Origin of the sequence: Virgibacillus sp. Bac330 (assembly GCF_003667845.1) — a bacterium.
Classification (GTDB): Bacteria; Bacillota; Bacilli; order Bacillales; family Amphibacillaceae; genus Virgibacillus; species Virgibacillus chiguensis.
In genome coordinates, this window is sequence record NZ_CP033048.1 from 919,516 (window position 1) to 942,836 (window position 23,321).

The following is a 23,321-nucleotide window of genomic DNA, read 5'->3' on the forward strand; positions in this document are numbered from 1 at the left end:
GCGTTTTATGGCTAAAATTCAATATAAACAAGAGAAAGGCGTTCTGCACATCGGTGGAGGTCGATTTTTTTATGGCCAGAAACCAGTCGAGGTTCATGATTCTGATGAGTTATTATTGAAATTTCAAGATTTAGAGCTTGCGGAAGATGATAACGCCCCTGCTGATCCAGATGACGGCGGCGGAGGAGGATTGCAAGAACCAGAAGAAAATAAGGATCCAGAAAACGAACCTGAAACATTCACCACATCTTCCTTGAAAAAGTTTAATGCTGTAGAGCAAAAGGCTATTATCGAGAATTTGGGTGGTAATGTTGAAGAAACAAACAATGAAGATGAGCGAATCGCTCTAATTCTGCAGTTGCAGGAAGAAAAACCAGAAGAGAGCGATAACTAATGTCTATCACTCCTGAAGATGTAAAGAATTACAGCACCTTTGAATCAGTGAAAAATCGTCCTGAAACGCAGCTCAAAATGGATATTTTAGAAGCGGTAACTTATGTTAACTCAAAAATTGAAAAGCCAATAAAGGAATATGAAAAACTTCCAGACGAATTGGAGATTGCCTTATTAAAAGTGGCTCAATTTTATGCATTGGTTAACGGCGATGAATCCATTGTGAAAGGTTATAAGTCCGAAAAGATTGGGGACTATTCTTATACTCTTTCCGATGGAAGTAGCTTGTCTATGCCAGATGTTTCTCGTTTGCTTAATGCTTTCATGTCTGCAGATGAAAAAAAGACTAATGGTGTGTTTTTGAGGATGAGAGGTATATGAGTTATGAAAAACTATTAACGCATGAATGTGATATTTACCATTTAAAAACCAAGTTTAATGATGATAGCGGTTTTGGTATCCCTGCAGAAGATAGGCAAGAAGAATATTATTACGAAGAAGTTCCAGATGTTAAAGCGACTAAGTGTTATTTTGTTTCTAAAAGCCAATCGATTGTTCAAGGTGATCCGAACGCAGAAGTTGTAGAAGCATGGCTTGTTCATTTTTTGTTAACCGAAGATATTAGGACGAATAGCAAGGTTATATGGGATGGAGTTGCTTATAAGACCCAAAAACCACGTAAAATAAGAAACCATCATCAAGAAGTCGTGTTGATTAGGAGAGACAATCTATGAGTTTTGAAATTGAAGGCTTACAGGAATTCATTTCAGCAGTCAAAGAAGCGGCTGATGGTGGTTTTGCAGACCAATTAGGGTTATGGCTTGAAGGAATGGGGATGCAGTTTCTGGATCTTATTCAAGATGAGATTATCCGTACAGAAACGGTCGATACTCGAAGGTTATTAAACTCATTTAGCAGAAGCGATGAGGAAAATATGTGGTCCATATCAAGTAATAGATTATCGCTTGAAGTTGGTACCAATGTTAATTATGCAAGCTTTGCTAATGATGGCCATTTTACTGTTGACCCGAACTCTGGTAAGGATAGGCGTTGGGTTCCTGGTCGCTGGAAGGGTGACAGATTCGAATATGACCAGAGTGAAAGAGAAACAGGTATGCTATTAAAAATTCAATGGGTAGATGGATCTGGTTATTGGGATAGTGCATTGGCTATTTTTGACAAGATGTTTGAAAAAAGTTTAGACAGATTGCTTCAGAAGTGGCTTGATTCACATTTTTAAGGGGGTGATTGGTTGAATCCAGAAATAGGTTCTATTATGGGATTCTTTTATAAGGTGTTTCCGGTGAAGATTTACGAATTGGCAGTACCGACAGATTTTGTGGTACCATCCATGTATTTCCCATCCCCACGTGTTTTTGATGGCAATGATAGTAATCAAACATACATGAAAACTTATAACTTATCTATTAAGTTATTTCATCATGATTCAAAACAAGCTTACAGAGAAGCAGAGAACATTGCTGAGAAGATAAATGGTAATCGAAATGTTATACCTCTTTTAGACATTAAAGGATTAGAAACGGGCGATTATATCCGTTTTACAAGGGTAGAGGTAAGAATCGGAGATAGAGGGGTGGCCAACATCATTCTGCATTGGGATAGTCGCTATTATTATCATCAACCAGAGATCCCAGCTATCCAATATCTAGAATTTGAAAGTGGGGTGAAGTAATGAGTGCTGCAAAACAGCAACAGAATAAGCAGGCAGAAGTGAAAAAAGAAACATCCGCCTCTGTCACTTCAACAGCTTACAAGGAACCAGAATTTTCTTTGACTGAATTAAGAAAGCACAGTCGCAAACTATTTGGCGTAAAGCCAGAGGTTTTCGATGGTGCTTTTTTTAATACAAAAAAACACACATCAACAAAACGAGAAGCGGAGAAGTTGATTCAAAGCTATCTTAAAAGGGAGGTAAAGTAATATGAATGGTGGAACATTTACGCCCGGCGTTGAAAAAGTACGCCCTGGTATTTATTTTAATTTTCAGATGAAAGCAAATGAACGAATCTCTACAGGTGATCGTGGTAGAGTAGCCCTCCCTTTAGTCCTTGGGTGGGGAAAATCAAAAGAAATGATTGAAATTAGCGGTGAAAATGATGCAAGAGACCGCTTAGGGGTGGATATATCAGACCCTACCATGGGCTTGCTTCGTGAGGCCAAAAAGAAAAGCGCTACAGTGCTTGTTTATCGTGTGAATGAAGGAGAAAAAGCAACCGCTACATTGGGTGAATCGCAAAAGGTTACTGCTGCTTATGGTGGTATAAAAGGTAATGAGTTGCATGTTGTTGTGGAACCTAACGTGCTCGATGAGACTAAAAAGGATGTAAAAACATTCTTTGGTCTACGTGAAGTTGATAAGCAGGTAGTTTCTTCATTCGACGAATTGCAATCTAATGACTTTGTTGTATTTGAGGGTTCTGGTGTCTTAGAAGGTACTGCAGGTACAAATCTAACAGGTGGATCAAATGGAACGATTACGAGTGAAGATTACATTGACTTTATCAGTGCTGCTGAATCAGAGTATTTCGATACTATTGGGTTACCAGTAGATGATGAAGCAATAAAGACTACTTTTGTATCTTTCATTCGCCGTCTGCGCGACGAGCAAGGTGTTAAGGTGCAAGGTATCTTGCCAAATTATCCAGGGAACTATGAAGGAATTATTAATGTTACCAATGCGGTAGTATTAACAGATCGCGAATTGACTGTTCCGGAAACAGTAGCATGGGTTGCAGGAGCAAGTGCTGGAGCTACTCTGCAACAGTCGCTTACTTTTATGGAGTACGAGGGAGCAGTTGATGTTAAACCACGCTTTGATAACGATCAAATAGAGCAGCGACTTCAAAGGGGAGAATTCTTGTTCACTTTTAATCCGCGAGATAAGAGCGTAACAGTTGAGCAAGATATTAACTCGATTACAGGCACAAGCAAGATGCGGAAAAACAAAATTGTACGTATTCTCGATGCGATTAATAACGATATTACTCGCAGTTTAAAAGAAGCTATTAAAAATCGAAAAAATATTGGACAAGATATTCCGGCTAACGGCGATGGAGTACAAATTGTACAAGCAGCAATTTCTATTTATTTGAATGAATTACAAGAAAACAATATTATTCAGAATTTCGACCCTAGTGAGGACATTATAATCAAGTTGACTTCTGCAGGGGATGGAATTGCTACCCAAATTGGAGTACAACCTGTCGATAGCGCAGAGAAGTTTTATTTTACAGTCGTAGCAGAATAGTCAATTTTTTAAAAAGGAGTGAATCGCATGGGATTACGATCTAGAGACGTTATAAGCGGAAAAGAAGGTCGCTTATTCTTAGAAGGAGAAGAAATGGCTCATATCAAATCATTTGAAGCAAATGTTGAAAAGAATAAAGAAGAAGTGCCAATTATGGGACGCCGTATGATGGGACATAAAACAAATGGCGCTAGTGGATCAGGAACAATGACTTTGCATAAAGTTACATCTCAAATGGTTAAAATCATGATTAATTATGTGAAAACAGGTGTGGATCCGTATTTTACGTTGCAAGCAGTACTTGATGATAAAACATCTGGAAGAGGTACTGAACGAGTTACTCTGTATGAAGTAAACTTTGATAGTGCTAAGGTTGCTGGACTTGACGTGGAGGCAGCTGCATTGGAAGAAGAAGTCCCATTTACTTTTGAGGATGTTGATTTACCAGAGGAACTGAAGTCTACATTTGATTAATCAAAGAGCGATGCATTTCGCTCTTTATTCTTACTTAATAAAACTATAAGGGAGAGATATAAATTGGCTGAAAATCAAGAACAAGCATTAGATTTATCATTCTTTATGCCGGGTAAAGCAGAAGTTGTAGAGGAGGTAAAGGCACCGATTTCTACACGATTTAAGGATAAGGCAGGAAATTTAATTCCATTTGTTTTTAAACCCATTTCTACTGAAAGAGTAGATGAAATTGAAAAAATGAGTATGAGGAACATTGTACGGAAAAATCGCGTTGTTGGTAAAGAAGTAGACCAATCTAGATTTATGGCTAGGATTGCAGTAGAAACAACTGTGTATCCAAATTTTAAAGCTGAAGAACTACGTAAGGCATATAAAACGGAAGACCCAGTAGAGGTTGCCAAAAAGGTTCTTCATGTTGCTGGAGAATATTCGGAATGGATTTCAAAAGTGTCAGATGTAAATGGTTTTGACCAGTCTGTTGAAGATTTGGAAGAAACAGCAAAAAACTTATAAAAGATGGGGATAAAGATGCAGTGTTCTTGCATTATGCTTTACATGAATTGCATTACTCTCCGTCTGAATTAGTTGAAATGTACGAGTTGCCAAGGGAGTTCAAGGCATTTATGTACGGATCCATTTCTTTGCACTTGGAAGAGCGAGCGAAAGAAGCCGGAAAGAATAAACAATAAGAAAGGGGTGACTATGGAATGGCGAAGTTAACGGCTCGTTTTGATATGCAAGATAAGATATCCAAAAAGTTGAGAGCATTACAAGGAAATTTGGAAGGCATTGAAAAGTATAGGCGAAGTTTAGAAAAGCCAATGATTCTAAAAGCGAGAGATGAAGCAACAAAGAAGATGAAAAGCATAACCTCTTATGCTGATAAGCATATGGTGAAAAAGCGGTCCATTACTATTGAAATGGCAGATAAATTTACTAAACCTGCGAAAGGTATAAATAGATATTTGGAACGTAGAATGCCTAAAAGTTGGGCAATTGCAATCGAAGCGAAAAACAAAACAAAGACTGTTATGGAGAATGTGAAGCGGTATTTAAACCGACATTTAGCTAAGCCAAGATATCTTCTTGTTGAAGCGAGAGACAGGGCTACTAGTGTAATTCATCGTATTTCAAACTATGCACGTCGTTCTTTGGGAAAAGGCTATAACTATTCTGTCCGTGCAATTGACATTGCGAGCAAAACGGTCGGACGTATCGCTGCATATACACGGACAGCTTTGCCTGCATACCGAAATTTCACCATTAGGGCAATAGACAAAGCTACAGCGATAATTGGCGGCATTAAAAATGCATTATTTTCAATCCCTTCCATCATTACAGTAGGATTAGCAGTTGTTGGTGTAGGGAATTTAGGGAAAGCTACCGTAGGTTCTGCTATGGATTTCGAAGGTTATGAAACAGCAATGACCCACTGGCTAGACGGAAATGCTAAGCAAGCAGAAAAACTTACATCATGGATGGGGCGATTTGCTGATACAACCCCATTTGGTTCATCAGAATTATTTCCAGCATTATCTAGAGGTATTGGTGTAGCAAGTGGAGATGTGAAACAAGCACAAAAATTATTAGAAATCTCTTCTAATATGGCAGCCTTATCACCTGGTAAGACTGTTCAAGACGCAATGGAAGCTCTCGCAGATGCTCGAATGGGTGAATTTGAAAGAATGAAAGAATTTAACATGAAGATTACCCAAGAAGATTTTAAAAATGCAGGGTGGGCTGGAGTTGTAAAAGATATTGACCGCACGTTTAAAGATGGGGCTAAAAAATTCTCACAAACAGCTTCCGGTCAAATATCCACAATTAAAGGTTATGCTTCTACTATTTTTCGTGAAGCTGGTACTGGTATATTAGCCTCTATGAAACCTCGACTAGACGAAATTACTACATGGTTAGGTAACAATCAGGATACTTGGGGTGAATGGAAAAACACTGTTCAAAAGGCAGGAGAAGATGCGGCGGAGTGGGTGTTTTCTAAACTTGAAGGGGCATTTTCATACCTTCGTAAAAATTATCTTGAAAATGACGATTTTAAAAAGCTCGACTTTGAAGGAAAAGTTAAATTCATCATGGATGATTTGGGTGAATGGTGGGATAAAACAGGGCGTCCATGGCTAGCAGATGTTAGCAAAGATGTTGGAGCTGCTATTTTTGATGGTATTGTCTGGGGTGTTAAAGAAGGAATTAAAGGCATTGGTTCCATGTGGGCGGATGCGTTTAAAAACCCAAGTTTGGAAGGTTTTGCTGGCGCAGGTATAGCAACAGTGATTGCGGCATCAATTGCTTCTTTGGTCCTTGCGCCATTAATGACTGGTATTAAAGGTGTTGGAAAGGTAGCAGGCGGCATTTGGAAAACTGGTAAAAAAGTATCTGGGTGGTTTAAGAAAGGTAAAGGACCAAAACCTCCATCAAGTAGTGGAAGATTGAAAAAAGCAGCAACGTCAAGGAAGAAGCCTGTTTATACTCAACCATGGTTTGAGAAAGGGAAGAAGCCTGAATTAAATAGACCTAATAAGAAACCTTCTGTATTCTCCAAAATACCTAAAGGGTTTGGAAAAGGTGCTTCTAATATAGCTAGATTTGGAAAGAAAATTCCTGTACTAGGGGCGGTTTTAGGAGGTCTATCCATTTTAACGGCTCCTAAAGGAAAGAAAGCGGAAGCTGCTGGTGGATTAGGTGGTGGACTTGGCGGTGCGGCTACAGGTGCTGCAATCGGGTCTGTTGTTCCAGGAGTCGGTACGGCAATTGGAGGAGTTCTCGGTGGTGTTGCTGGTTCATTTGGTGGAGAAGCACTAGGTGGTTGGCTCGGCGATAACTGGGATACTATTAAAACAAAAGCTGGAGAAGCAGCGGAATCTGTTGGAAGTTCATTTAATAAAACAAAAGAAAAAATAGCTAGCACTTTGTTTAGTGGAGATTGGTGGAGCGAGAAATGGGAAGGTGTTAAGGGCTGGACAGCGGAAAAATGGACCAATGCTAATGAAACATGGAATACAGTTAAAGAAACCATTTCAAGTACTATATTTAATGGTGAATGGTGGTCTGAAAAATGGAATGGTGTAAAAGAGACTGCCACTTCTACTATATTTAGTGCTGGATGGTGGGCAGAACAAGGAGGAAAGGTTTACGGTTTCCTTGAAAGTACCATATTTAGTGGTGAATGGTGGTCGCAAAAATGGCAGGAAGTTAAAGAATTGACTGCTGGAACAATGTTTAGTAGTGAATGGTGGAAAGAAAAATGGGAATTGGTTAAAACTTGGACTGCTGAAAAATGGGATTCAGCTGTTTCTATTTGGAATTCCGTCAAGAATAAGTTTTCTGAAACAGTATTCAGTAGCGACTGGTGGCATAGCAAATGGGAATCCGTGAAAGGGTGGACCCAAACTAAATGGGATTCAGCGCAAGTAGTTTGGAGTTCCGTTAAAACAAAAATGAAAGACACTATATTTAGCGGAGATTGGTGGCTTGGAAAGTGGGAAGATGTAAAAGGTTGGACACAAGAAAAATGGGATTCAGCACAGAGTGTTTGGGATTCGGTAAAAACCTCTCTTGGAGATACGCTATTTGATGGAGAATGGTGGAAAGGAAAATGGGGTCAAGTCAAAGATTGGGCACAAGAAAAATTAAGTGGTGTAGGTAGTTGGGTATCAGGGTTAGTTGAGGATGTGAAAGAACGATTTAGTTCTGGTCGTGAAAAAGGAAATAAAGCAGCTAAAAAATATGCAAACGGTGGTTACATTAATAAACCCCATATTGGTTTAGTCGGGGAAGCTGGTCCAGAAATGATTATCCCGTTGTCTGCCAATCGTCGAGGTCGAGCAATGGATTTGTACAATCAAACGGGAAAAATGCTGGGTGTTCGTCCATATGCAAATGGAGGTCAAGTTGGAGGTTCGGTTAAAACAGTTAACCCTAAAAAGCTTCATGCTTCTGTTAATGTTGGCGCTGTTTCTGTTCAAGGAATAGATAAAGAAGCTAAATTGTACGGTGAATCATTCACCAATGCAGTTGCTACAGGAATAAACGGCAACGTTGTTCCTATCAGCACTTGGAAGAAAAATAATATAGAGACCCCAATGCAAGGTGTGATTAAACAAGCTGTTGGCTATGGTGCTAACACTGTCACGTCGTTTTCTGCTGGTCAAAATGCAACACCAACCAATACAACAGCTTATCTAAACAGACAGGTGAAAACTCCTTTTAAAGTAATAGAAGGTGGAGGTCCGCAGTGGGGATCAGGTACAGTCTCTGGATTTAGATCTGGTCAAAATGCAACACATACTGGAACAAAACCTTATCTATACACTAATGTTCATACTCCTTTTAATGAAACAAAAGCAAAAGGAAGTAGTTGGGGCTCAGGTACTGCATCCGAATTCATATCTGGATTGAGGTCAAAAGGTGACCAAGTTAGAGAAGCTTCAAAGTATTTAGCCAAACAAGTAGAAAGAACATTTAAACAAGAGTTAGGTATTCATTCACCTTCAAGGGTTATGGCTCAATTAGGAAAGTTTGCTTCACTTGGTATTGTTAAAGGGCTTGGTGATGTGGATATTAAGAAGTTTGCCGAAAAACAGGCAGGATCTCTGGCTTCGGCATTTGCTGGGATGGGGTCTATTGGCGGAAACATTAGTGAGTGGATTCAAGCAGCTATGATGATTACAGGTGTTCCATCGTCATGGTTAGGGCCGCTGAGTGTAATTGCGCAAAAGGAATCTGGTGGTAATCCAAAGGCGCAAAATAACTGGGATATTAACGCAAAGCGCGGTATACCATCAAAGGGTCTTATGCAAACAATAGGACCAACTTTCAACGCATTTAAGGGGAAAGGATTAAACGATATTTTTAACCCTGTTCATAACGCTGTAGCTGCAATAAACTACATTAAAAGCAGATACGGTAATGTATTTAATGTTCCTGGGATAAAATCTATGGCTTCCGGTGGTGCTTATCGTGGTTATTGGAAAGGAACAAAAGGACCTTTGAGAAGTGCAGAAACAGCTTGGGTAGGTGAACGTGGTCCTGAGCTTGTTAATTTACCAAGAGGTTCAGAAGTTCTGTCACATAGAGAAAGCAAACGAGTGACATCTAATCAAGTATCAGCTGCTATCGGAACAGGAAGTAAAAGCTCTAAGTCAGCTGGGAGAATACGGGATATCATTATTCAAATTACTGGTGACAATCACTTTAATGGTGATTCTGACATGAATAAATTAACAAACAAAGTTAAACGAGTCATCGAGGAATTACTTGATGAAGAATACAATGAGGGGGGAGAACTGGTAGTTTATGACTAAAAGTATTTATGAAATATGGATATCAACAGCTGATAATAAGGATAGGTTAAGATTACCAGTACTTCCTTCATCTCTTTCTTTATCTATTGGAAATAAAAATGAAGCCATTGATATATCTAATTTAGGTGAGGTAACTGTCATTCAGGATCCTGCGCCTAAAAAGATTCAATTGTCATCATTTTTTCCTAAGCATCAAACACCAATAGTAGATTATAAAACCTTTCCTACTCCTTGGGAAAACGTTCAAAAAATTGATAGATGGCAAAAGTCAAAGAAACCACTTCGTTTAGTAGTGACCAAGACGAAAATTAACGTTCCGGTATCTATTGAAAACTTTAATTACCGAGAAGAAGGCGGATCAGTCGAGGACATCTATTATGATCTTACTTTAAAAGAATACAAGTTTGTATCTGTTCGAAAAATCAAAGTCAAAATACCGAAGAAGCCAAAAAGACCGAATCCAAGGCCGAAACCAAGAACCCATACTGTAAGGCGTGGAGATACCTTATGGGATTTATCTAGAAAATATTATGGTAACAGCCTAAAGTGGAGAAAGATATGGAATGCTAATAAATCCATGATGGTGAAACGGGATAAAAGGAACCTTAGACAACCAGGCCACTGGATTTATCCAGGCCAACGGCTACGCATTCCTTGATAAATCCTTGTAAAGAAGGTGTTTATGTTGTGATTGAACTATTTTTAGTGAAAACCGGTGAAATGGTAGAAATACCTACTCAGTCCATTACGTGGTCTGGTCAAAGATATAAAGCAGCAAGAAAAATAATGGCCAACATTCTTTATACAGATAAAGGCGGTTTACAATATACAAAAATTGAAGAAGGAAATACGGTTCTTTTTAAATGGAAAGGAAAAGAATTATTTCGAGGAACTGTTTTTAGCAAGAACAAATCCAAAAGTGGACTATTAAATTTAGTGGCATATGATATGTTGCAGTATTTACTGGTTAATAAAGATGTGTATGTATTCAATAATCGACGAGCAGATCAAATTATTAGCCGTATTTGTCGTGACTTTCAAATACCATACCGTGTGGTTTCAAATACAGGGGTAGTTTTAAACGAGGTTCATACAAATGAAACGACATTGTATGATATTGCTTTAAGAGCTTTAGTTAATACTGAAAAGCAAAGCGGAAAACGGTATAATCTCTATTCCGAGAAAGGAAAACTTGTACTAAGTGAACAAAAAATTTCTAGTAATCAATGGGTATTGGAAACAGGGGTAAACTTAATTGATTATAATTATGCTACTTCTATTGAGGAAACAGCTACCCAAGTTAAATTGGTTAGTGGAGATGATAATAGAACAATTTCCGTGACTGTATCAGATAAAAGTGGTCGTAAAAAATTTGGGGTGCTGCAACATTTTGAAAGAGTTACGGATAAAATTAATCAAGCGCAGTTAAATACACGAGCCAATAGCCTTCTTAATGAGAAAAAGGGTATTCAAAAGAATTTAGAAGTTACTGCAATAGGAATACCTGAAATAATCAGTGGACAGCCAATTTATGTAGTAGAAAATGAAATAGGTGTGAAGGGTACTCGTTTTGTTGATACTGACACACATTATTTTAAAGGTGATTATCACGATATGAAATTGAAATTAATTCAAAGAAATACAAGGGCGGTATTGTGATGAGTATAGGGCAAACAATTAAAAAGATGGCAAAAGAAGCTGTAGATGCAAGTAAACCATTGCAATTCGTTGAAGGTGTTATTCATTCTACATCACCAGTTCAATTACGTTTGAAACAAAATGATAAATTAATTATTCCTAGCGATTTTATTCATGTCGCTCGACATCTAACACAGCATACAAGAACTGCAACAATATCAACAGGAAGTGTAGGAGAAAAAATGACCTTAGCGGGGGATCCTGAACATGCGCACAACATTCATTCAATTACACTTAAAAATGCAACGATTCAGTTCTCAAATGCTTTGCAAACAGGTGATAAGGTAATGGTTGCTGTTATTCAAGGAGGGCAATCATTTTTTATTATTGATAAATTCTAGGTGGTGAAAAAATGCTGTCACCAGAACTTGATTTTGAAGATTTTACAGAAGATGAATTGAAAGAGGAGACATCACGTACTTATCGTATTGATTTTGAAAAAGGGGAAGTAACGAATGAAATAATATATGGATTAGAAGCTATACAACAATACATTTATATGGCCTTACGTACTCCTAGATTTGCACACTCTATCTATTCAGGTGAGATTGGTTCAGAAATAGATGAATTGCTATCAGATAAAGAAGTCAGCGTAGATTTCATTGAAATGGAGATTCCAAGACTTGTAGAAGAAGCGCTTATCTATGATGAACGAATAAGTAGTGTTGGTGATTTTGAACTAAAAAGAATTGGAGAAGAAATACATGTTAAATTTACAGTTACCTCCATCGATGGAGAAATAGAAGTAGAGGAGGTGCTTTAGTTTGGAAGAAGAACAAAGCTATGAAGCTATACTAGAGCGCATGCTTGAACGTGTTCCTGCTAATATAGATAAGCGTGAAAATAGTATAATATGGAACGCTCTTGCTCCTGCAGCAGCTGAACTTGCGATGAGTTATATTTGGATGAATCAAATACCAACTTTAGCATTTTTAGATACTGCAGAAGGAGAATACCTGGAAAAACGTACAGCGGAATTTGGGATTAATAGAAAGCGAGCAACAGCAGCAGTAAAAAGAGGATTATTCTATGGAGAAGACGACACGCCTTTTGATATACCAATAGGAAGTCGTTTTTTTATTGATGATTTGCACTATATGGCAACAGAAAGGATATCTGCAGGGCAATTTTCATTAACTTGTGAAGAATTGGGAGTGAAAGGAAACCTACCGAGTGGTGCTCTTTTATCATTAAACACTATTCCTGGGTTAGAGCGTGCCATCATGACAGATATCATTGCAGCTGGTGAAGATGAAGAATCAGATGAATCATTAAGAACGCGTCATTATCAAATGGTTAATGAACCTGCATTTGGTGGGAATATAGCTGATTACCGTCACAAAATTAATTCAATAACAGGAGTCGGTGGAACGAAAGTTTTCCCTACTTGGAATGGTGGTGGTACAGTAAAATGCGTGTTTATTGGTGCAGACTACTTAAAGCCATCAAAAGAACTGGTCTCTTCTATTCAGGAAACTATGGATCCAGAAGTAAATAAAGGACAAGGAATAGGTGTAGCTCCAATTGGGCATGTAGTGACCATTGAGGCAGTAGAAGAGACTCCAATAGAAATTCAAACATCTTTGGCGCTAGAACGTGGGGTGTCAGTCCGAAGCGTAGAAGATAACATCAAAGAAATTTGCGAGAAATATATGATGGATTTACGAAAAACATGGGAGAATGATATGAATTTGGTAGTCAGGACAAGTCAAATTGAAGCAAGGATATTAAATGTATCAGGTGTGCTAGATGTTTCAAATACACTTTTAAATGGACAGGGTGCCAATATTGAGATTGAATCTACGAATATTCCAATGCTAGAAGGGGTGTTTCTATATGAATCGACTTCTTAGCCGTCTTCCTGATTTATTACATGGTATCCGAGAATTTAAGGCATTAACCGAAACAGAAAAACTTGAGTTTAATCAACTAGCTGAGAGCATAGATAAAACACTAGATGATCAGTTTATTGAGACAGCTACATTAAAAGCAATTGAGCGTCGGGAGAAAATGCTTAACATTATTGCAGATCCATCTACCGAATCATTAGAGAATCGACGAATAAGAATATTAAATCGCTATCAAACAAAGCCACCATTCACAAAACGTTATTTACAGCAACAGTTAGATACTTTACTTGGTGTCGGAAGGTCGGATGTAACCGTTAATCCAGAGGAATTTATTTTAACTGTAACAACCAGCATTGACAATGCTTTTCTGTTCCGAGAAATGGAGTATACGATAAATACAGTTAAACCAGCCAATATAATCTATCAACAAGAAACGTCAATTATAGAACCATTATTATTAAAAGAAACAGGTAAAAAACAGGTCTTAACTCGAAATACAAGGCTTGGAACAAAATGGAATTTAGGCAATACTCCATGGGCTGATAGGGAAAATGAGGTGGTCATTTTTGATTAAGCAATCTTTTATAAACGATTTAGCAAGATATATTGAACAACAAATAACAAGTGTCAGACTAAATAACTCGTATGTAATCAATGGTTTTGTTGTTAAAGAAGTACAGGGCTGTTGTGTATCCATGGAAATATTAGTGAAACATGGAAGTATTGACACGATTACGGTAATTGATTTATTGGATGAAGATGGTGAAGTAATAAGTACAAATGACGTAGTTGTACCGATTACTTCAGATACCGTCATACTACAATCATTTGAAGTAAGGGAGGGGTAGAATTGGTTTTTGACAAAAAGTCATGGGAATTTGATGACGTTGTTACTGAGGATGATGCAAATCGATGGGAAATTGGCATTGATGAAGCACATAAAACAATAGGGGAGCATGCTGGAAATAAAGAAAACCCACATGGAGTAACGAAGAATCAAGTAGGGCTTGGGAATGTTGATAACGTTAAACAGGAAACGCCTTCAGGTGCACAAGAAAAAGCAAATGAAGTTAAAAATTGGGTTAAGGATTATAGTATTGGAACGTTTCTTCAGCACATCGACCCAAATGTAGTTAATAAAACAGGTTTTTATGTGTTTACAGAAAATACCCCTACTTCAGATGGCGCATATTATGGTTATCATTTAGAAAGAAGCATTGATTGGGCAGCTCAATTTGTAATGCGTGGTGGAACAGATAAAGCGTTTTTTAGAACTAAAAATCTAGGAAAATGGCAAGAATGGCATGAAGTTGTGCAAAAAGATTGGTTATCAAGCTTTGGAATAAAAGATGATGAAGGTCTTTATGTATCAGACTTAAATAATATTAATAAATCTGGTTTTTATACTGCTGATGAAAATACTGCAAATGTTCCTGAAAATACTTTTACACAAGTATTTTCTTCAATGAGAAATAACAGTGCTGGCTCACAATTGGCAATATGTAGATATTCAAGAGCAGAAAGTAGATTTTTTTTTAGAAGCCAGTGGAGTGGCACTTGGACTAATTGGGAAGAAATTGCTACAAAAGAGCAATTAGAATTAGTAGCTAGCCATGCTAGACACAAAGGTAATCCACATAATGTTACGAAATCACAAATAGGACTTGGGAATGTTGATAATTATGGAACATCTACTCAGTCACAAGCAGAAACTGGTAGCCATAATCACAGTTTCATGACACCATTACGTACAAAACAAGCTATTGACAAGCTAGCTCCTACTCCTTCAAAAGCAGATATAGGACTTGGAGATGTTGATAATATAAAACAAGCATCGAAAGTTGAATTTGATTCTCATGTCAACAATACCAGTAATCCTCACGATGTAACCAAAGAACAAGTAGGTTTAAGCAATGTTGATAATGTAAAACAAGTTAAAAAGTCCGGAGATACTATGGATGGCGATTTAGGTGTAGATGGAAATGTAAGAACAAAAGAGCTAGTTATAAACCATCCTAATAATGAAGATGATCCTAGATTTAAGTTTGTCTATAATACGAATGGAGATTTAGAAATATGGGCTAATGCTGATGGAACATGGGAACAAAGAGCTGTTCTTGGGCATCGCTATAATAATGGAGTTTTTACTATTGGTGGAAAAGATGTTGAAACAATTGAAGGTTCATTAGATAAAGTGAACAATATAATGGATTGGATAAAAGACTATGGTATAGGTGCTAATGCTCTATCTGCAAATTTTGATACTGTTAATAAAACAGGATTTTATGGTTTTACAGATGGAAAAAAGCCATTTAGCACAGGCATGGCATTTTATGGTTATCATCTAGAAAGAACTAGTGAGTATGCTTCACAATTTGCAATAACTAGTGATGGATATAGGGCTTTCTATAGAGGGAAAACAACTAGTGGTTGGAGAGAATGGAAAGAGATTGTTACAAAAGAGCAGTTAGAAGAAATTGCAAATAATTTAAATAGCCATATTGGAAGCCAAAATAACCCTCACAATGTTACGAAATCACAAATTGGACTTGGTAACGTTGATAACGTTAAACAGGAAACGCCTTCAGGTGCGCAAAAAAAAGCAAATGAAGTTAAAAATTGGGTTAAGGATTATAGTATTGGAACGTTTCTTCAGCACATCGACCCAAATGTAGTTAATAAAACAGGTTTTTATGTGTTTACAGAAAATACCCCTACTTCAGATGGCGCATATTATGGTTATCATTTAGAAAGAAGCATTGATTGGGCAGCTCAATTTGTAATGCGTGGTGGAACAGATAAAGCGTTTTTTAGAACTAAAAATCTAGGAAAATGGCAACAATGGCATGAGATTGTTACAAAAGAAGGACTACAAGAAATTGAGTATGAATTAGAAGAAGCAAATACGATCATAAATGGTGGCTTGAAACTATCCGATGGGATTTTTGAAGGTGGGCTTGAGCCATCTTTTTCAACAGCTAATTATATAGGTTTATCAAGTGGAAATGCGATTATAGGTGGTCTCCCTTATTATTACGAAGAAAATAATACTAGTCACGATGTATCAGGAGTAAGAGATGGCAAAATGTATAGATATGTTGTCCAGTTAGATTTGAAGACAGGCAATATTAAGGTAGTGAAAAAAGAAGAACACGGCAAATACCCGCCCCTAATTAGGAATACGGAGGTATATGAATTGTCAATAGCTACTGTTGAGCCGGATCCGGATCCATATATGGCATACAAAATCACAGACACGAGACAGGATAAAACGATATGTGGATTCGTAAAACCATTAAATAAAGATTTACCAGTAGCACCGCAGGAATAATAAATGATGAGGGGGTGTAAACATGGCTCAAAATAAGTTAATGCCTATACGAATACTATCACAAGACTTAAATTTGCTAGGAGAAATCGATAGCGAAATAAATAATTTAAAGATGGATATTGAATCGGATGAATTTATGTTAAACAAGTTAAGTGAATAATTTTATAAAATCTCAAAGCATCTCAAATGAGGTGCTTTTTTAATATCAAAAACAGGAGGTACATGATGATAGACATGATTATTAATATGGCAAAAACAACAACGGCAGTCGCATCTGTCGTTTTTGCATTTTTATATGGAGGTTGGACAGTGTCGCTAACAGCTTTAGTAGTGTTTGTCGTATTGGATTATATAACAGGTATAGCAGCAAGTGCATATGAGGGTAAGTTATCAAGCAGAGTTGGATTTTGGGGCATTGGCAAAAAGGTATTTATCTTTGCAATGGTTGCCACAGCACATGTAATTGATTTAGTGCTAATTGATGCAACGGAAATTGACGCTTTTGTAATGACTGCCACTATTTATTTTTATATCGTTAACGAATTGGTTTCAATATTGGAAAACGCAGGTAGATTAAGCTTGCCTATTCCAAGTCCGATCCGTAAAGCAATTAATATTTTCCAAGGTCGTTTCAGTGATTATGATGACGACACTTTAAAAGAGAAAAACGTTGATTAAGGCGCTCATTTGGGTGCCTTTTTTATATTACAAAAAAATAAAGGAGAGGTTTAATAATGCCAGAAATTATAAAAGATTTTTTACCACGATCACTTAAAAACCAACGTCCAGGGAATCCAATGACACCTAAATACATCACAGTCCACAACACGGCCAACTCTAGCAAAGGAGCAGACGCTGAAATGCATAGCCGTTACTTGCATAATGGTGCAGGTGGCAGAGTGGTAGGTTGGCATTTAACAGTAGATGATAAAGAAATCTATCAGCATTTGCCGACCGACGAAAATGGATGGCACGCTGGTGATGGCAATGGCGATGGAAATATGCGTTCTATTGGTATAGAGATTTGTGAAAATAGCGATGGTGATTTTGATAAAGCTGTTAAAAACGCTCAATGGCTTGTTAAGAAACTTATGAAAGAGCATAACATTAGCATTAACAATGTGGTTCCTCATAAACATTGGTCAGGGAAAAATTGCCCACGCCTTATGCTCGGTAATTGGGATGAATTTATAGAGGGTATTAAAGGAGCTAGCGGAACTTTAGACGCACCTAGTCAACAAGTGGATTCCGAAACAGTTACAAATGGATCCATTGTTGACTACCTTATTAGTATTGATGAAGATGCTAGTTTCAGCAACCGCGAGAAATTAGCCAAGCAATATGGGATTAAAGGGTATAAAGGTACGGCTAGCCAAAATACTGAGTTACTAAATAAACTTAAAAAAGGTAAGCCTGTATCCAAACCATCTAAATCCATAAAAGTTGGTAGTAAGGTGTACCTAAGCAAATTAGCATCTAAATATGCTACTGGTGAAAATATACCGTCTAGCATTAAGGGTAAAAACTACACCGTACAGCAAATAAAGGGGAATAAGGTGCTACTCAAAGAAATTTATTCGTGGGTATACAAATCAGATGTAGGTGGATCTGGTAAGTCCAGCAAACAAAAATCAAAATCACTTTCCGTTGGCCAAAAAGTAACGGTTAAAAAATCAGCTAGCAAATTTGCCACAGGAGAGTCAATTGCAAGCTTTGTTAAGGGTAACTCATACACGGTTAAACAGGTTAAGTCAGATCGTGTGCTACTCGATGGTATTATGTCTTGGGTTCGTAAAAAAGATGTATATTGATGTTAAAAAACCCCGTCCTTTGTAGGATGGGGTTGAATAAAATTTATCTAAATTTCTTTCGTGGCTATAAAAATTATCGCTTTTCGCAATTTTTTCTTTTGGTGGTTCGCTGTCGTTAGAAAATAGAACTTCTGATATCTTCTCATTGTAACCATTCACAGTACCCGGCCTTTGTTTTTGTGTATTTCGGGACCAAATTATATCATTGTTTTTTCATTTATAAACACCGACGTTTACTTTTCTGAAAAAATGAAGCATAATGTATAATAGGAAAATACTTCTATTAGAGTAGCAGGACTTTTGGTTTAATTTGTAGAATAATATATTTAAAGGGTTAATTGAATCAGACGAATTTAAATGGTGATAAGTGGATGCATATGAATACTGCTAAAGATAAAATAATAGCAAATAACAGCATTGTTGAATATGATATCGAGATAATCGAAGAGATAATTCATGAAATAATAAATCTACACCAGAAATTTTCATATATGTATGGGAATCTGTGTAGTTTAAACCTTAAACGAAATAAGATAAGGGATGTAGTTAGCATAATGGATAACAATAGTTATCTTATAAACAATAACTTCCTTTCAATTGTCTATAATTATTTAGAAGAGCTAAAAATGTTAATAGTAGATATAGACTTAGAGGAAAGATACAAACATTTGGATTTTAGACCGAGAACAAAAGATCCTGAAAGTGTTTTTTATAAAATAGGGCATTATTTTGCGAAAGCTGGAAAAGGTACCTATTCAATTAATAAATGTCTAAATGATTTACTTGGGTTTCGAATATGTATAAAAAACTTTGACCATAAGTGCAGTATATTTTATACTTTATGTGACTATATTAAAGAAGAGGATTATAATATAAAATGTATAGACTCATCAAAAGGTGATTATAAAGCTACACACATATATATTAAAGGGCCAAGTAATAAGTTCTTTCCATGGGAACTGCAAGTATGGAATTTAGACGATAGAGAAGTAAATTATGAATCACATAAAATGCATAAACAGATGTATAAAAAGTCTGCTGAAATACATAAAAATGGATTTACAATAGTTAAACGACCTTGAAGGAGGTGCTAATAATGGCTTATCACTTTTTAGCGATAACAAGCTCGTACTCTAAAGGCTATAGAATTGGTTGGAATTATTCTTCTGAGGATACATTAGATAAGGCAGTGATTAAAAGATTTTTAACAAAGATGAAAAAAAGATGCGGGGATGTTCAATTCGGCATCCATAAAATTACTACTAATTCTTTATCCATTTCCTCAGTTAAAGAAAAGGATATGTTCTTTGAGGACGTTGTTTTTACCAGTGATATGGATCAGTTCATTTCCCTTGTAGCGAGTGATCAGAAATTATCAGCTCTAGATATTTCCAAATTTGTTTTAACTATGTTGCCAATGTCACACATAAAATTACAAAAGATTCTATATTACACGTATGCAGAATTCCTAAAAAGAACCGGGGAAAAATTATTTAAAGAACCAATCGTTTCTTATAAATATGGACCGGTTGTAGAGAGCGTTTTTAGAGAGTTCACTGAGCACGGTGCATTAATTATTGATTACGAAGAAGATGAAAACTTTGTAATAGTCGCTGATGATGTAGCAACTACACCTTCATTCATCAAGGTTATTTCCTCAGAGCATGGTTCAACTGTGATTGATTGTGTAATGGATACTTTACAGAGATATGGTGATGAAAAACCATTTAATTTAGTTGATAAAACTCACAGGGTAGGTGGTCCTTGGCAAAGGGTTTATGAACCAAGCCAAAACAACATAATTACTGATGATCTTATATTACAATATCATCATTTTGTAAAATAGCCCTCATAGACCGAGGGCTTTTTCTTTTCAAACAAGTACCTCTCCTGATAACTCCGCACATAACTCATCACAATCAGCAGCACTGGGTACCTTACTATCTCTAATTTCAGTCATCCCAGCATCAGTAAAACCTTCGTCGTAGTATTGCTCCAATCTTTCCATATCTTTAACAGATCCAAAGCCAACCAAATGTCCAGATATTATTCTTTCCACAACAAACCACCTCCTGTAATCATAATCGAAATAAGTTACGGGGAGGTGGTATTTTTTTATTTTCCATAAAATAACACGCACGTTAGTTCTGTTTTGTGATATAATAAGAACAAATGTTCCGTGGTGGTGTAATTATGTTAAGATTATTCAAAAATTCATTAGATAACAAGCAAAAGATCATCATCTTTTATATGGATAACAATAACCAAGTGACTGAGCGCTATATTCGAGTAATCGAAATTAAGGAAAAAAGTATTTTAGCCTATTGCTTTTATCGTAAACAAGTGCGAACATTTAACATTGAAAATATTTTATCTGCTGGAAAAGTAAGAAAGAAGGTTGTTTCATAATGGTTAATGATCGAGGTACAATAAAATGGACATCTATCATGATGCCAGAACATATTGAAATGCTACAGGAAATGTGGAAAGAACAAAAACACAAGGAAAAACCGATTTTGGATGAACAGCAGCAAGAGGAAATAAACACAAAATTACTGATGGCTGTAGCAAATGATTTAACTGTCGAATTAAAGTATTTTGATAAACATGATTTTTATAAAGTAAAAGGTAAGATAACCAGTATCAATAAGCAAAATAAATACATAAACATTGTTGGGCAACGTTTGCCTTTTGAATGCATTATGGATGTGTGGATAAAATGAAGTGAGGACATCATCTTTTTATTAACGGTACCATCTTCTGTAACTATAAATGAAATTAGTTACAAGAGATGGTGTTTTTATTTACTCAAATATAGACCAACAAAGTTTAAATAGTAAAAATAACCTATATAAAAACAAGGAAAAAAGATGCATGGTGTGTGGGTTATTTTACCATTAGAATTTAAATAGAGGAAGAAAACTGAAATGTCTTAATAACGAGAGAGAGGGAGAAGGGGGATAGTTTGTGAAGCGTGACTTACAAATTAATTATGGGGTTTTAGATGATATTATTGGAGAACTTCGGAAATATAAAAGTGCTTTAGGAAAAATGGACGATTCACTTGATAAAGTGAGTACCTTTGTGCAAACAAATGAGGGAAAAAGTGTTGAAGCATGGGATCAGAACATTAGCAGCTCGAAAGAAAAAATTGCTAATTATGAAACACAGATCAATGACCTTTTATCCCTGTTTGAAAATTATGTAACAGACACGACGAGATATATCTCACCGATTTCAAGAAATACGATGATGCGTGTGGATCGTAATGATATTTGGGCGAATTTAAAGCAAATAGAGGGCGGTATAACGAATAATGTGTTTAAGGCATTAAACAAAAGCTATCAGCAACCTGCTTCTTTTTTCGGTATGTTTGATGACCCAACGGATGCGGAAAAAGAAGCAAGTGAGATCAACCGACGCCATATGGAGCGTATCCAAACGAGTATTGAAGCAACAAGAAAAAAGCTGGAACGTAATATGGACGAGTTATGGGATTTATATAATTCCAAAGTGAAAAGATTTGAAAATGCGGATGATGAATACAATAACTTGGCCGGAAACGTAAAAAGGAAATATACGAATTTCTTTGAAGGTGTCACGGATGTTGTCAGTAGTGTTAATAAAGCTGTCGATGATTTTGAAAAAGGAATTGTCAACAGCATTGCGGGCATGGTCACGGGACTGCTAACCGTTGTTAAAGATGCAGGTGTTGTCGCCGTATCTGGCGTTGTTCCTGATCCTGTGGAGCCATCTTGGTTAAAAGATAGTGCAGATGAAACAGTTGATGCCTATACACAAGCTGCGATACAATTTTTACAAGACCCTATACGTGCAGTTGAATCAACTGCCCAAGCCTTCACAGATACTGTGGAAAGTGAAGGAGTTATGTACGTTACTGGTGCTGCACTGCCTGCCTTGATACCAAGTAGTTTGGCTGTCAAAGGAGCATCAGGCGTTGGAAAACTAGGCGCAGGCGCAGCAAGAAGAGCTCCGAAGTTATTGGATAGTAAGCCTTTTAGTAGTAATTATTATCGGAAAAAGATAGAGGCAGCTAAAGCTGAAATGGTTAAAGTGACAGAGAAGTTCTCTTTTGGTAAAGACTATGCCTTTTCAACTGGTGGGGCAAACTTTATACTAAGAGATAAAGCTCTTGAGAACCACGTCAATCCGCAGATGGTTAATATGGAGAATAGCAGAGGGAAAAGGGTAGAAACTAAAGGTACGGGCAAAGAATATAAAAACTATAAGGCTGTAGAGTATAATGGGATTACTACAATTAATGGAAAAGTTAGAGATACTAGTAGACGCATCTATCAAAGGATAGATATTGATTACAAGAGAAGAGATCCAAAAACTGGGAAGACAAATTATCAATTAATGAAAAAAGGAAGACCTCCAATTTGGAAAGATGGAACTAAAATAGAACTTCATCATTTAATTCAAAGAGAACCTGGGTCAATGGTGGAGCTCCCGAATAGTATGCATAAAGAATATGATAGGATATTACATGGTTTAGTGGAGAATGGAGGAAGCTTTAGAAATGACCCTGTTTTGAAAAAACAATATGAAAACTTTAGATCGAAATATTGGAGATGGAGAGCTAAACAAATAGATAAAGGTGATTTATAAAAGGAGAAATCTGAATGAATAAAGAGGAATTGATCAATTTTATTAATGAGCATAAGGAATCAGATGACTTTACAGGGGGAGTAGATGAAAGTCAAATTAATTCTATCCAAAATGAGCTAGGGGTGGAATTACCAAAAAGTTATAAGTGGTTTTTAAGTAATTATGGGTCTGGTGGTTTATATGGTGTAGATATTTTAGGAGTGGCTAAGTCTAATATTTCTACTGTTATTATTGAAACGGAGAGTTATAGGGAATTAGGAATGAGTGAGAATTTAGTAGTTATTGAGGATATAGATGAGTATGCCTACTGTTTAGATACAAGCAATATGGAGAATGATGAGTGTCCAGTAATAGCGTGGAATAGGCAAGGAGGGCTTGATGCCTACAATACGGCGGAAAATTTTTATGAGTTTTTATCACAAAGGTTACTGGATGCAAAAGAAGCATTGGAAGAAGATTTTTAAGGTGGATAAATAGAAAGAAATTAATAAATGAGATTGTTTTGAAACTCTTGATGGTTGGACCATCAAGAGTTTTTATAATGGT

28 protein-coding genes and 1 pseudogene are annotated in these 23,321 nt (G+C 36.7%); 28 read left to right on the forward strand and 1 reads right to left on the reverse strand.

Annotation, left to right across the window (positions count from 1 at the left end):
- Nucleotides 1-7: 7 nt before the first annotated feature.
- The 24 genes and pseudogenes from D9780_RS04095 (at nucleotide 8) to D9780_RS04200 (ending at nucleotide 19,989) form a co-directional block, all read left to right on the forward strand.
- Nucleotides 8-394 (forward strand): hypothetical protein, encoded by a 387-nt coding sequence (locus D9780_RS04095; protein ID WP_121639377.1) that lies wholly within the window; start codon nucleotides 8-10, stop codon nucleotides 392-394.
- Nucleotides 394-774 carry a protein YqbG gene (locus tag D9780_RS04100; protein ID WP_121639378.1) on the forward strand — a complete coding sequence of 127 codons (381 nt, stop codon included), beginning with the start codon at nucleotides 394-396 and terminating at the stop codon, nucleotides 772-774. Before D9780_RS04095 ends, D9780_RS04100 begins: the two co-directional genes overlap by 1 nt.
- The gene (locus D9780_RS04105; RefSeq protein WP_121639379.1) at nucleotides 771-1,127 is read left to right on the forward strand and encodes a DUF3599 family protein; all 357 of its coding nucleotides are present in this window, start codon (nucleotides 771-773) and stop codon (nucleotides 1,125-1,127) included. Before D9780_RS04100 ends, D9780_RS04105 begins: the two co-directional genes overlap by 4 nt.
- The gene (locus tag D9780_RS04110) at nucleotides 1,124-1,633 is read left to right on the forward strand and encodes an HK97 gp10 family phage protein (RefSeq protein WP_121639380.1); all 510 of its coding nucleotides are present in this window, start codon (nucleotides 1,124-1,126) and stop codon (nucleotides 1,631-1,633) included. Before D9780_RS04105 ends, D9780_RS04110 begins: the two co-directional genes overlap by 4 nt.
- Before the next feature lie 12 nt (nucleotides 1,634-1,645).
- Nucleotides 1,646-2,086 carry a phage portal protein gene (locus D9780_RS04115; RefSeq protein ID WP_121639381.1) on the forward strand — a complete coding sequence of 147 codons (441 nt, stop codon included), beginning with the start codon at nucleotides 1,646-1,648 and terminating at the stop codon, nucleotides 2,084-2,086.
- Nucleotides 2,086-2,334 carry a YqzN/YkzM domain-containing protein gene (locus D9780_RS04120; RefSeq protein ID WP_199689976.1) on the forward strand — a complete coding sequence of 83 codons (249 nt, stop codon included), beginning with the start codon at nucleotides 2,086-2,088 and terminating at the stop codon, nucleotides 2,332-2,334. Before D9780_RS04115 ends, D9780_RS04120 begins: the two co-directional genes overlap by 1 nt.
- 1 nt (nucleotide 2,335) lies before the next feature.
- Complete coding sequence (locus D9780_RS04125; protein WP_121639382.1) at nucleotides 2,336-3,661, forward strand: phage tail sheath family protein; 1,326 nt, start codon at nucleotides 2,336-2,338, stop codon at nucleotides 3,659-3,661.
- Between the two features lie 27 nt (nucleotides 3,662-3,688).
- Nucleotides 3,689-4,135 carry a phage tail tube protein gene (locus D9780_RS04130; protein WP_116277198.1) on the forward strand — a complete coding sequence of 149 codons (447 nt, stop codon included), beginning with the start codon at nucleotides 3,689-3,691 and terminating at the stop codon, nucleotides 4,133-4,135.
- 63 nt (nucleotides 4,136-4,198) lie between these two features.
- Nucleotides 4,199-4,648, forward strand: coding sequence for a phage tail assembly chaperone (locus D9780_RS04135; RefSeq protein ID WP_371413702.1), 450 nt, complete (start codon nucleotides 4,199-4,201; stop codon nucleotides 4,646-4,648).
- Between the two features lie 20 nt (nucleotides 4,649-4,668).
- A complete protein-coding gene (locus D9780_RS20960; protein ID WP_162985782.1) occupies nucleotides 4,669-4,824 on the forward strand; it encodes a hypothetical protein in 156 nt (51 codons plus the stop codon).
- An 18-nt stretch (nucleotides 4,825-4,842) separates the two neighbouring features.
- Nucleotides 4,843-9,453 carry a transglycosylase SLT domain-containing protein gene (locus D9780_RS04140; protein WP_121639383.1) on the forward strand — a complete coding sequence of 1,537 codons (4,611 nt, stop codon included), beginning with the start codon at nucleotides 4,843-4,845 and terminating at the stop codon, nucleotides 9,451-9,453.
- Nucleotides 9,446-10,111: a LysM peptidoglycan-binding domain-containing protein gene (locus D9780_RS04145; protein ID WP_101933421.1), complete on the forward strand. Its 666-nt coding sequence runs from the start codon at nucleotides 9,446-9,448 to the stop codon at nucleotides 10,109-10,111. Before D9780_RS04140 ends, D9780_RS04145 begins: the two co-directional genes overlap by 8 nt.
- 29 nt (nucleotides 10,112-10,140) lie before the next feature.
- Complete coding sequence (locus tag D9780_RS04150) at nucleotides 10,141-11,112, forward strand: XkdQ/YqbQ family protein (protein ID WP_116277196.1); 972 nt, start codon at nucleotides 10,141-10,143, stop codon at nucleotides 11,110-11,112.
- Nucleotides 11,112-11,492 carry a DUF2577 domain-containing protein gene (locus D9780_RS04155; RefSeq protein WP_121639384.1) on the forward strand — a complete coding sequence of 127 codons (381 nt, stop codon included), beginning with the start codon at nucleotides 11,112-11,114 and terminating at the stop codon, nucleotides 11,490-11,492. Before D9780_RS04150 ends, D9780_RS04155 begins: the two co-directional genes overlap by 1 nt.
- Nucleotides 11,493-11,503: 11 nt before the next feature.
- Nucleotides 11,504-11,914, forward strand: coding sequence for a DUF2634 domain-containing protein (locus D9780_RS04160; protein WP_121639385.1), 411 nt, complete (start codon nucleotides 11,504-11,506; stop codon nucleotides 11,912-11,914).
- 1 nt (nucleotide 11,915) lies between these two features.
- Nucleotides 11,916-13,004 (forward strand): baseplate J/gp47 family protein, encoded by a 1,089-nt coding sequence (locus tag D9780_RS04165; protein ID WP_121639386.1) that lies wholly within the window; start codon nucleotides 11,916-11,918, stop codon nucleotides 13,002-13,004.
- Nucleotides 12,988-13,575, forward strand: coding sequence for a putative phage tail protein (locus D9780_RS04170; protein WP_121639387.1), 588 nt, complete (start codon nucleotides 12,988-12,990; stop codon nucleotides 13,573-13,575). Before D9780_RS04165 ends, D9780_RS04170 begins: the two co-directional genes overlap by 17 nt.
- Nucleotides 13,568-13,849 carry a ketopantoate hydroxymethyltransferase gene (locus D9780_RS04175; protein WP_121639388.1) on the forward strand — a complete coding sequence of 94 codons (282 nt, stop codon included), beginning with the start codon at nucleotides 13,568-13,570 and terminating at the stop codon, nucleotides 13,847-13,849. The genes D9780_RS04170 and D9780_RS04175 overlap by 8 nt, the downstream gene beginning before the upstream one ends.
- A 2-nt stretch (nucleotides 13,850-13,851) precedes the next feature.
- Complete coding sequence (locus D9780_RS21355) at nucleotides 13,852-16,332, forward strand: pyocin knob domain-containing protein (RefSeq protein ID WP_240458777.1); 2,481 nt, start codon at nucleotides 13,852-13,854, stop codon at nucleotides 16,330-16,332.
- A 22-nt stretch (nucleotides 16,333-16,354) separates the two neighbouring features.
- Nucleotides 16,355-16,492 (forward strand): hypothetical protein, encoded by a 138-nt coding sequence (locus D9780_RS20970; protein ID WP_162985783.1) that lies wholly within the window; start codon nucleotides 16,355-16,357, stop codon nucleotides 16,490-16,492.
- 62 nt (nucleotides 16,493-16,554) lie between these two features.
- Nucleotides 16,555-17,010 carry a phage holin family protein gene (locus tag D9780_RS04185; RefSeq protein ID WP_371413703.1) on the forward strand — a complete coding sequence of 152 codons (456 nt, stop codon included), beginning with the start codon at nucleotides 16,555-16,557 and terminating at the stop codon, nucleotides 17,008-17,010.
- A 56-nt stretch (nucleotides 17,011-17,066) separates the two neighbouring features.
- Nucleotides 17,067-17,540: pseudogene (locus D9780_RS21595) on the forward strand (N-acetylmuramoyl-L-alanine amidase family protein); the annotation flags it as partial.
- 980 nt (nucleotides 17,541-18,520) lie between these two features.
- Nucleotides 18,521-19,225 carry a nucleotidyltransferase family protein gene (locus tag D9780_RS04195; protein ID WP_162985784.1) on the forward strand — a complete coding sequence of 235 codons (705 nt, stop codon included), beginning with the start codon at nucleotides 18,521-18,523 and terminating at the stop codon, nucleotides 19,223-19,225.
- A gap of 14 nt (nucleotides 19,226-19,239) precedes the next feature.
- Nucleotides 19,240-19,989, forward strand: coding sequence for a Panacea domain-containing protein (locus tag D9780_RS04200; protein ID WP_121639391.1), 750 nt, complete (start codon nucleotides 19,240-19,242; stop codon nucleotides 19,987-19,989).
- A gap of 27 nt (nucleotides 19,990-20,016) precedes the next feature.
- Here D9780_RS04200 and D9780_RS04205 read toward each other — a convergent pair whose 3' ends face one another.
- Nucleotides 20,017-20,202: a hypothetical protein gene (locus tag D9780_RS04205; RefSeq protein ID WP_121639392.1), complete on the reverse strand. Its 186-nt coding sequence runs from the start codon at nucleotides 20,200-20,202 to the stop codon at nucleotides 20,017-20,019.
- Between the two features lie 134 nt (nucleotides 20,203-20,336).
- Here D9780_RS04205 and D9780_RS04210 point away from each other — a divergent pair, with 134 nt between their 5' ends.
- From D9780_RS04210 to D9780_RS04225, 4 genes are all read left to right on the forward strand, one after another.
- The gene (locus tag D9780_RS04210) at nucleotides 20,337-20,552 is read left to right on the forward strand and encodes a hypothetical protein (RefSeq protein WP_121639393.1); all 216 of its coding nucleotides are present in this window, start codon (nucleotides 20,337-20,339) and stop codon (nucleotides 20,550-20,552) included.
- Nucleotides 20,552-20,866: a YolD-like family protein gene (locus D9780_RS04215; protein WP_121639394.1), complete on the forward strand. Its 315-nt coding sequence runs from the start codon at nucleotides 20,552-20,554 to the stop codon at nucleotides 20,864-20,866. The genes D9780_RS04210 and D9780_RS04215 overlap by 1 nt, the downstream gene beginning before the upstream one ends.
- A gap of 244 nt (nucleotides 20,867-21,110) precedes the next feature.
- The gene (locus D9780_RS21360) at nucleotides 21,111-22,775 is read left to right on the forward strand and encodes an HNH/ENDO VII family nuclease (protein ID WP_240458778.1); all 1,665 of its coding nucleotides are present in this window, start codon (nucleotides 21,111-21,113) and stop codon (nucleotides 22,773-22,775) included.
- Between the two features lie 14 nt (nucleotides 22,776-22,789).
- Nucleotides 22,790-23,239: an SMI1/KNR4 family protein gene (locus D9780_RS04225; RefSeq protein WP_121639395.1), complete on the forward strand. Its 450-nt coding sequence runs from the start codon at nucleotides 22,790-22,792 to the stop codon at nucleotides 23,237-23,239.
- The last annotated feature ends 82 nt before the right edge of the window (nucleotides 23,240-23,321 follow it).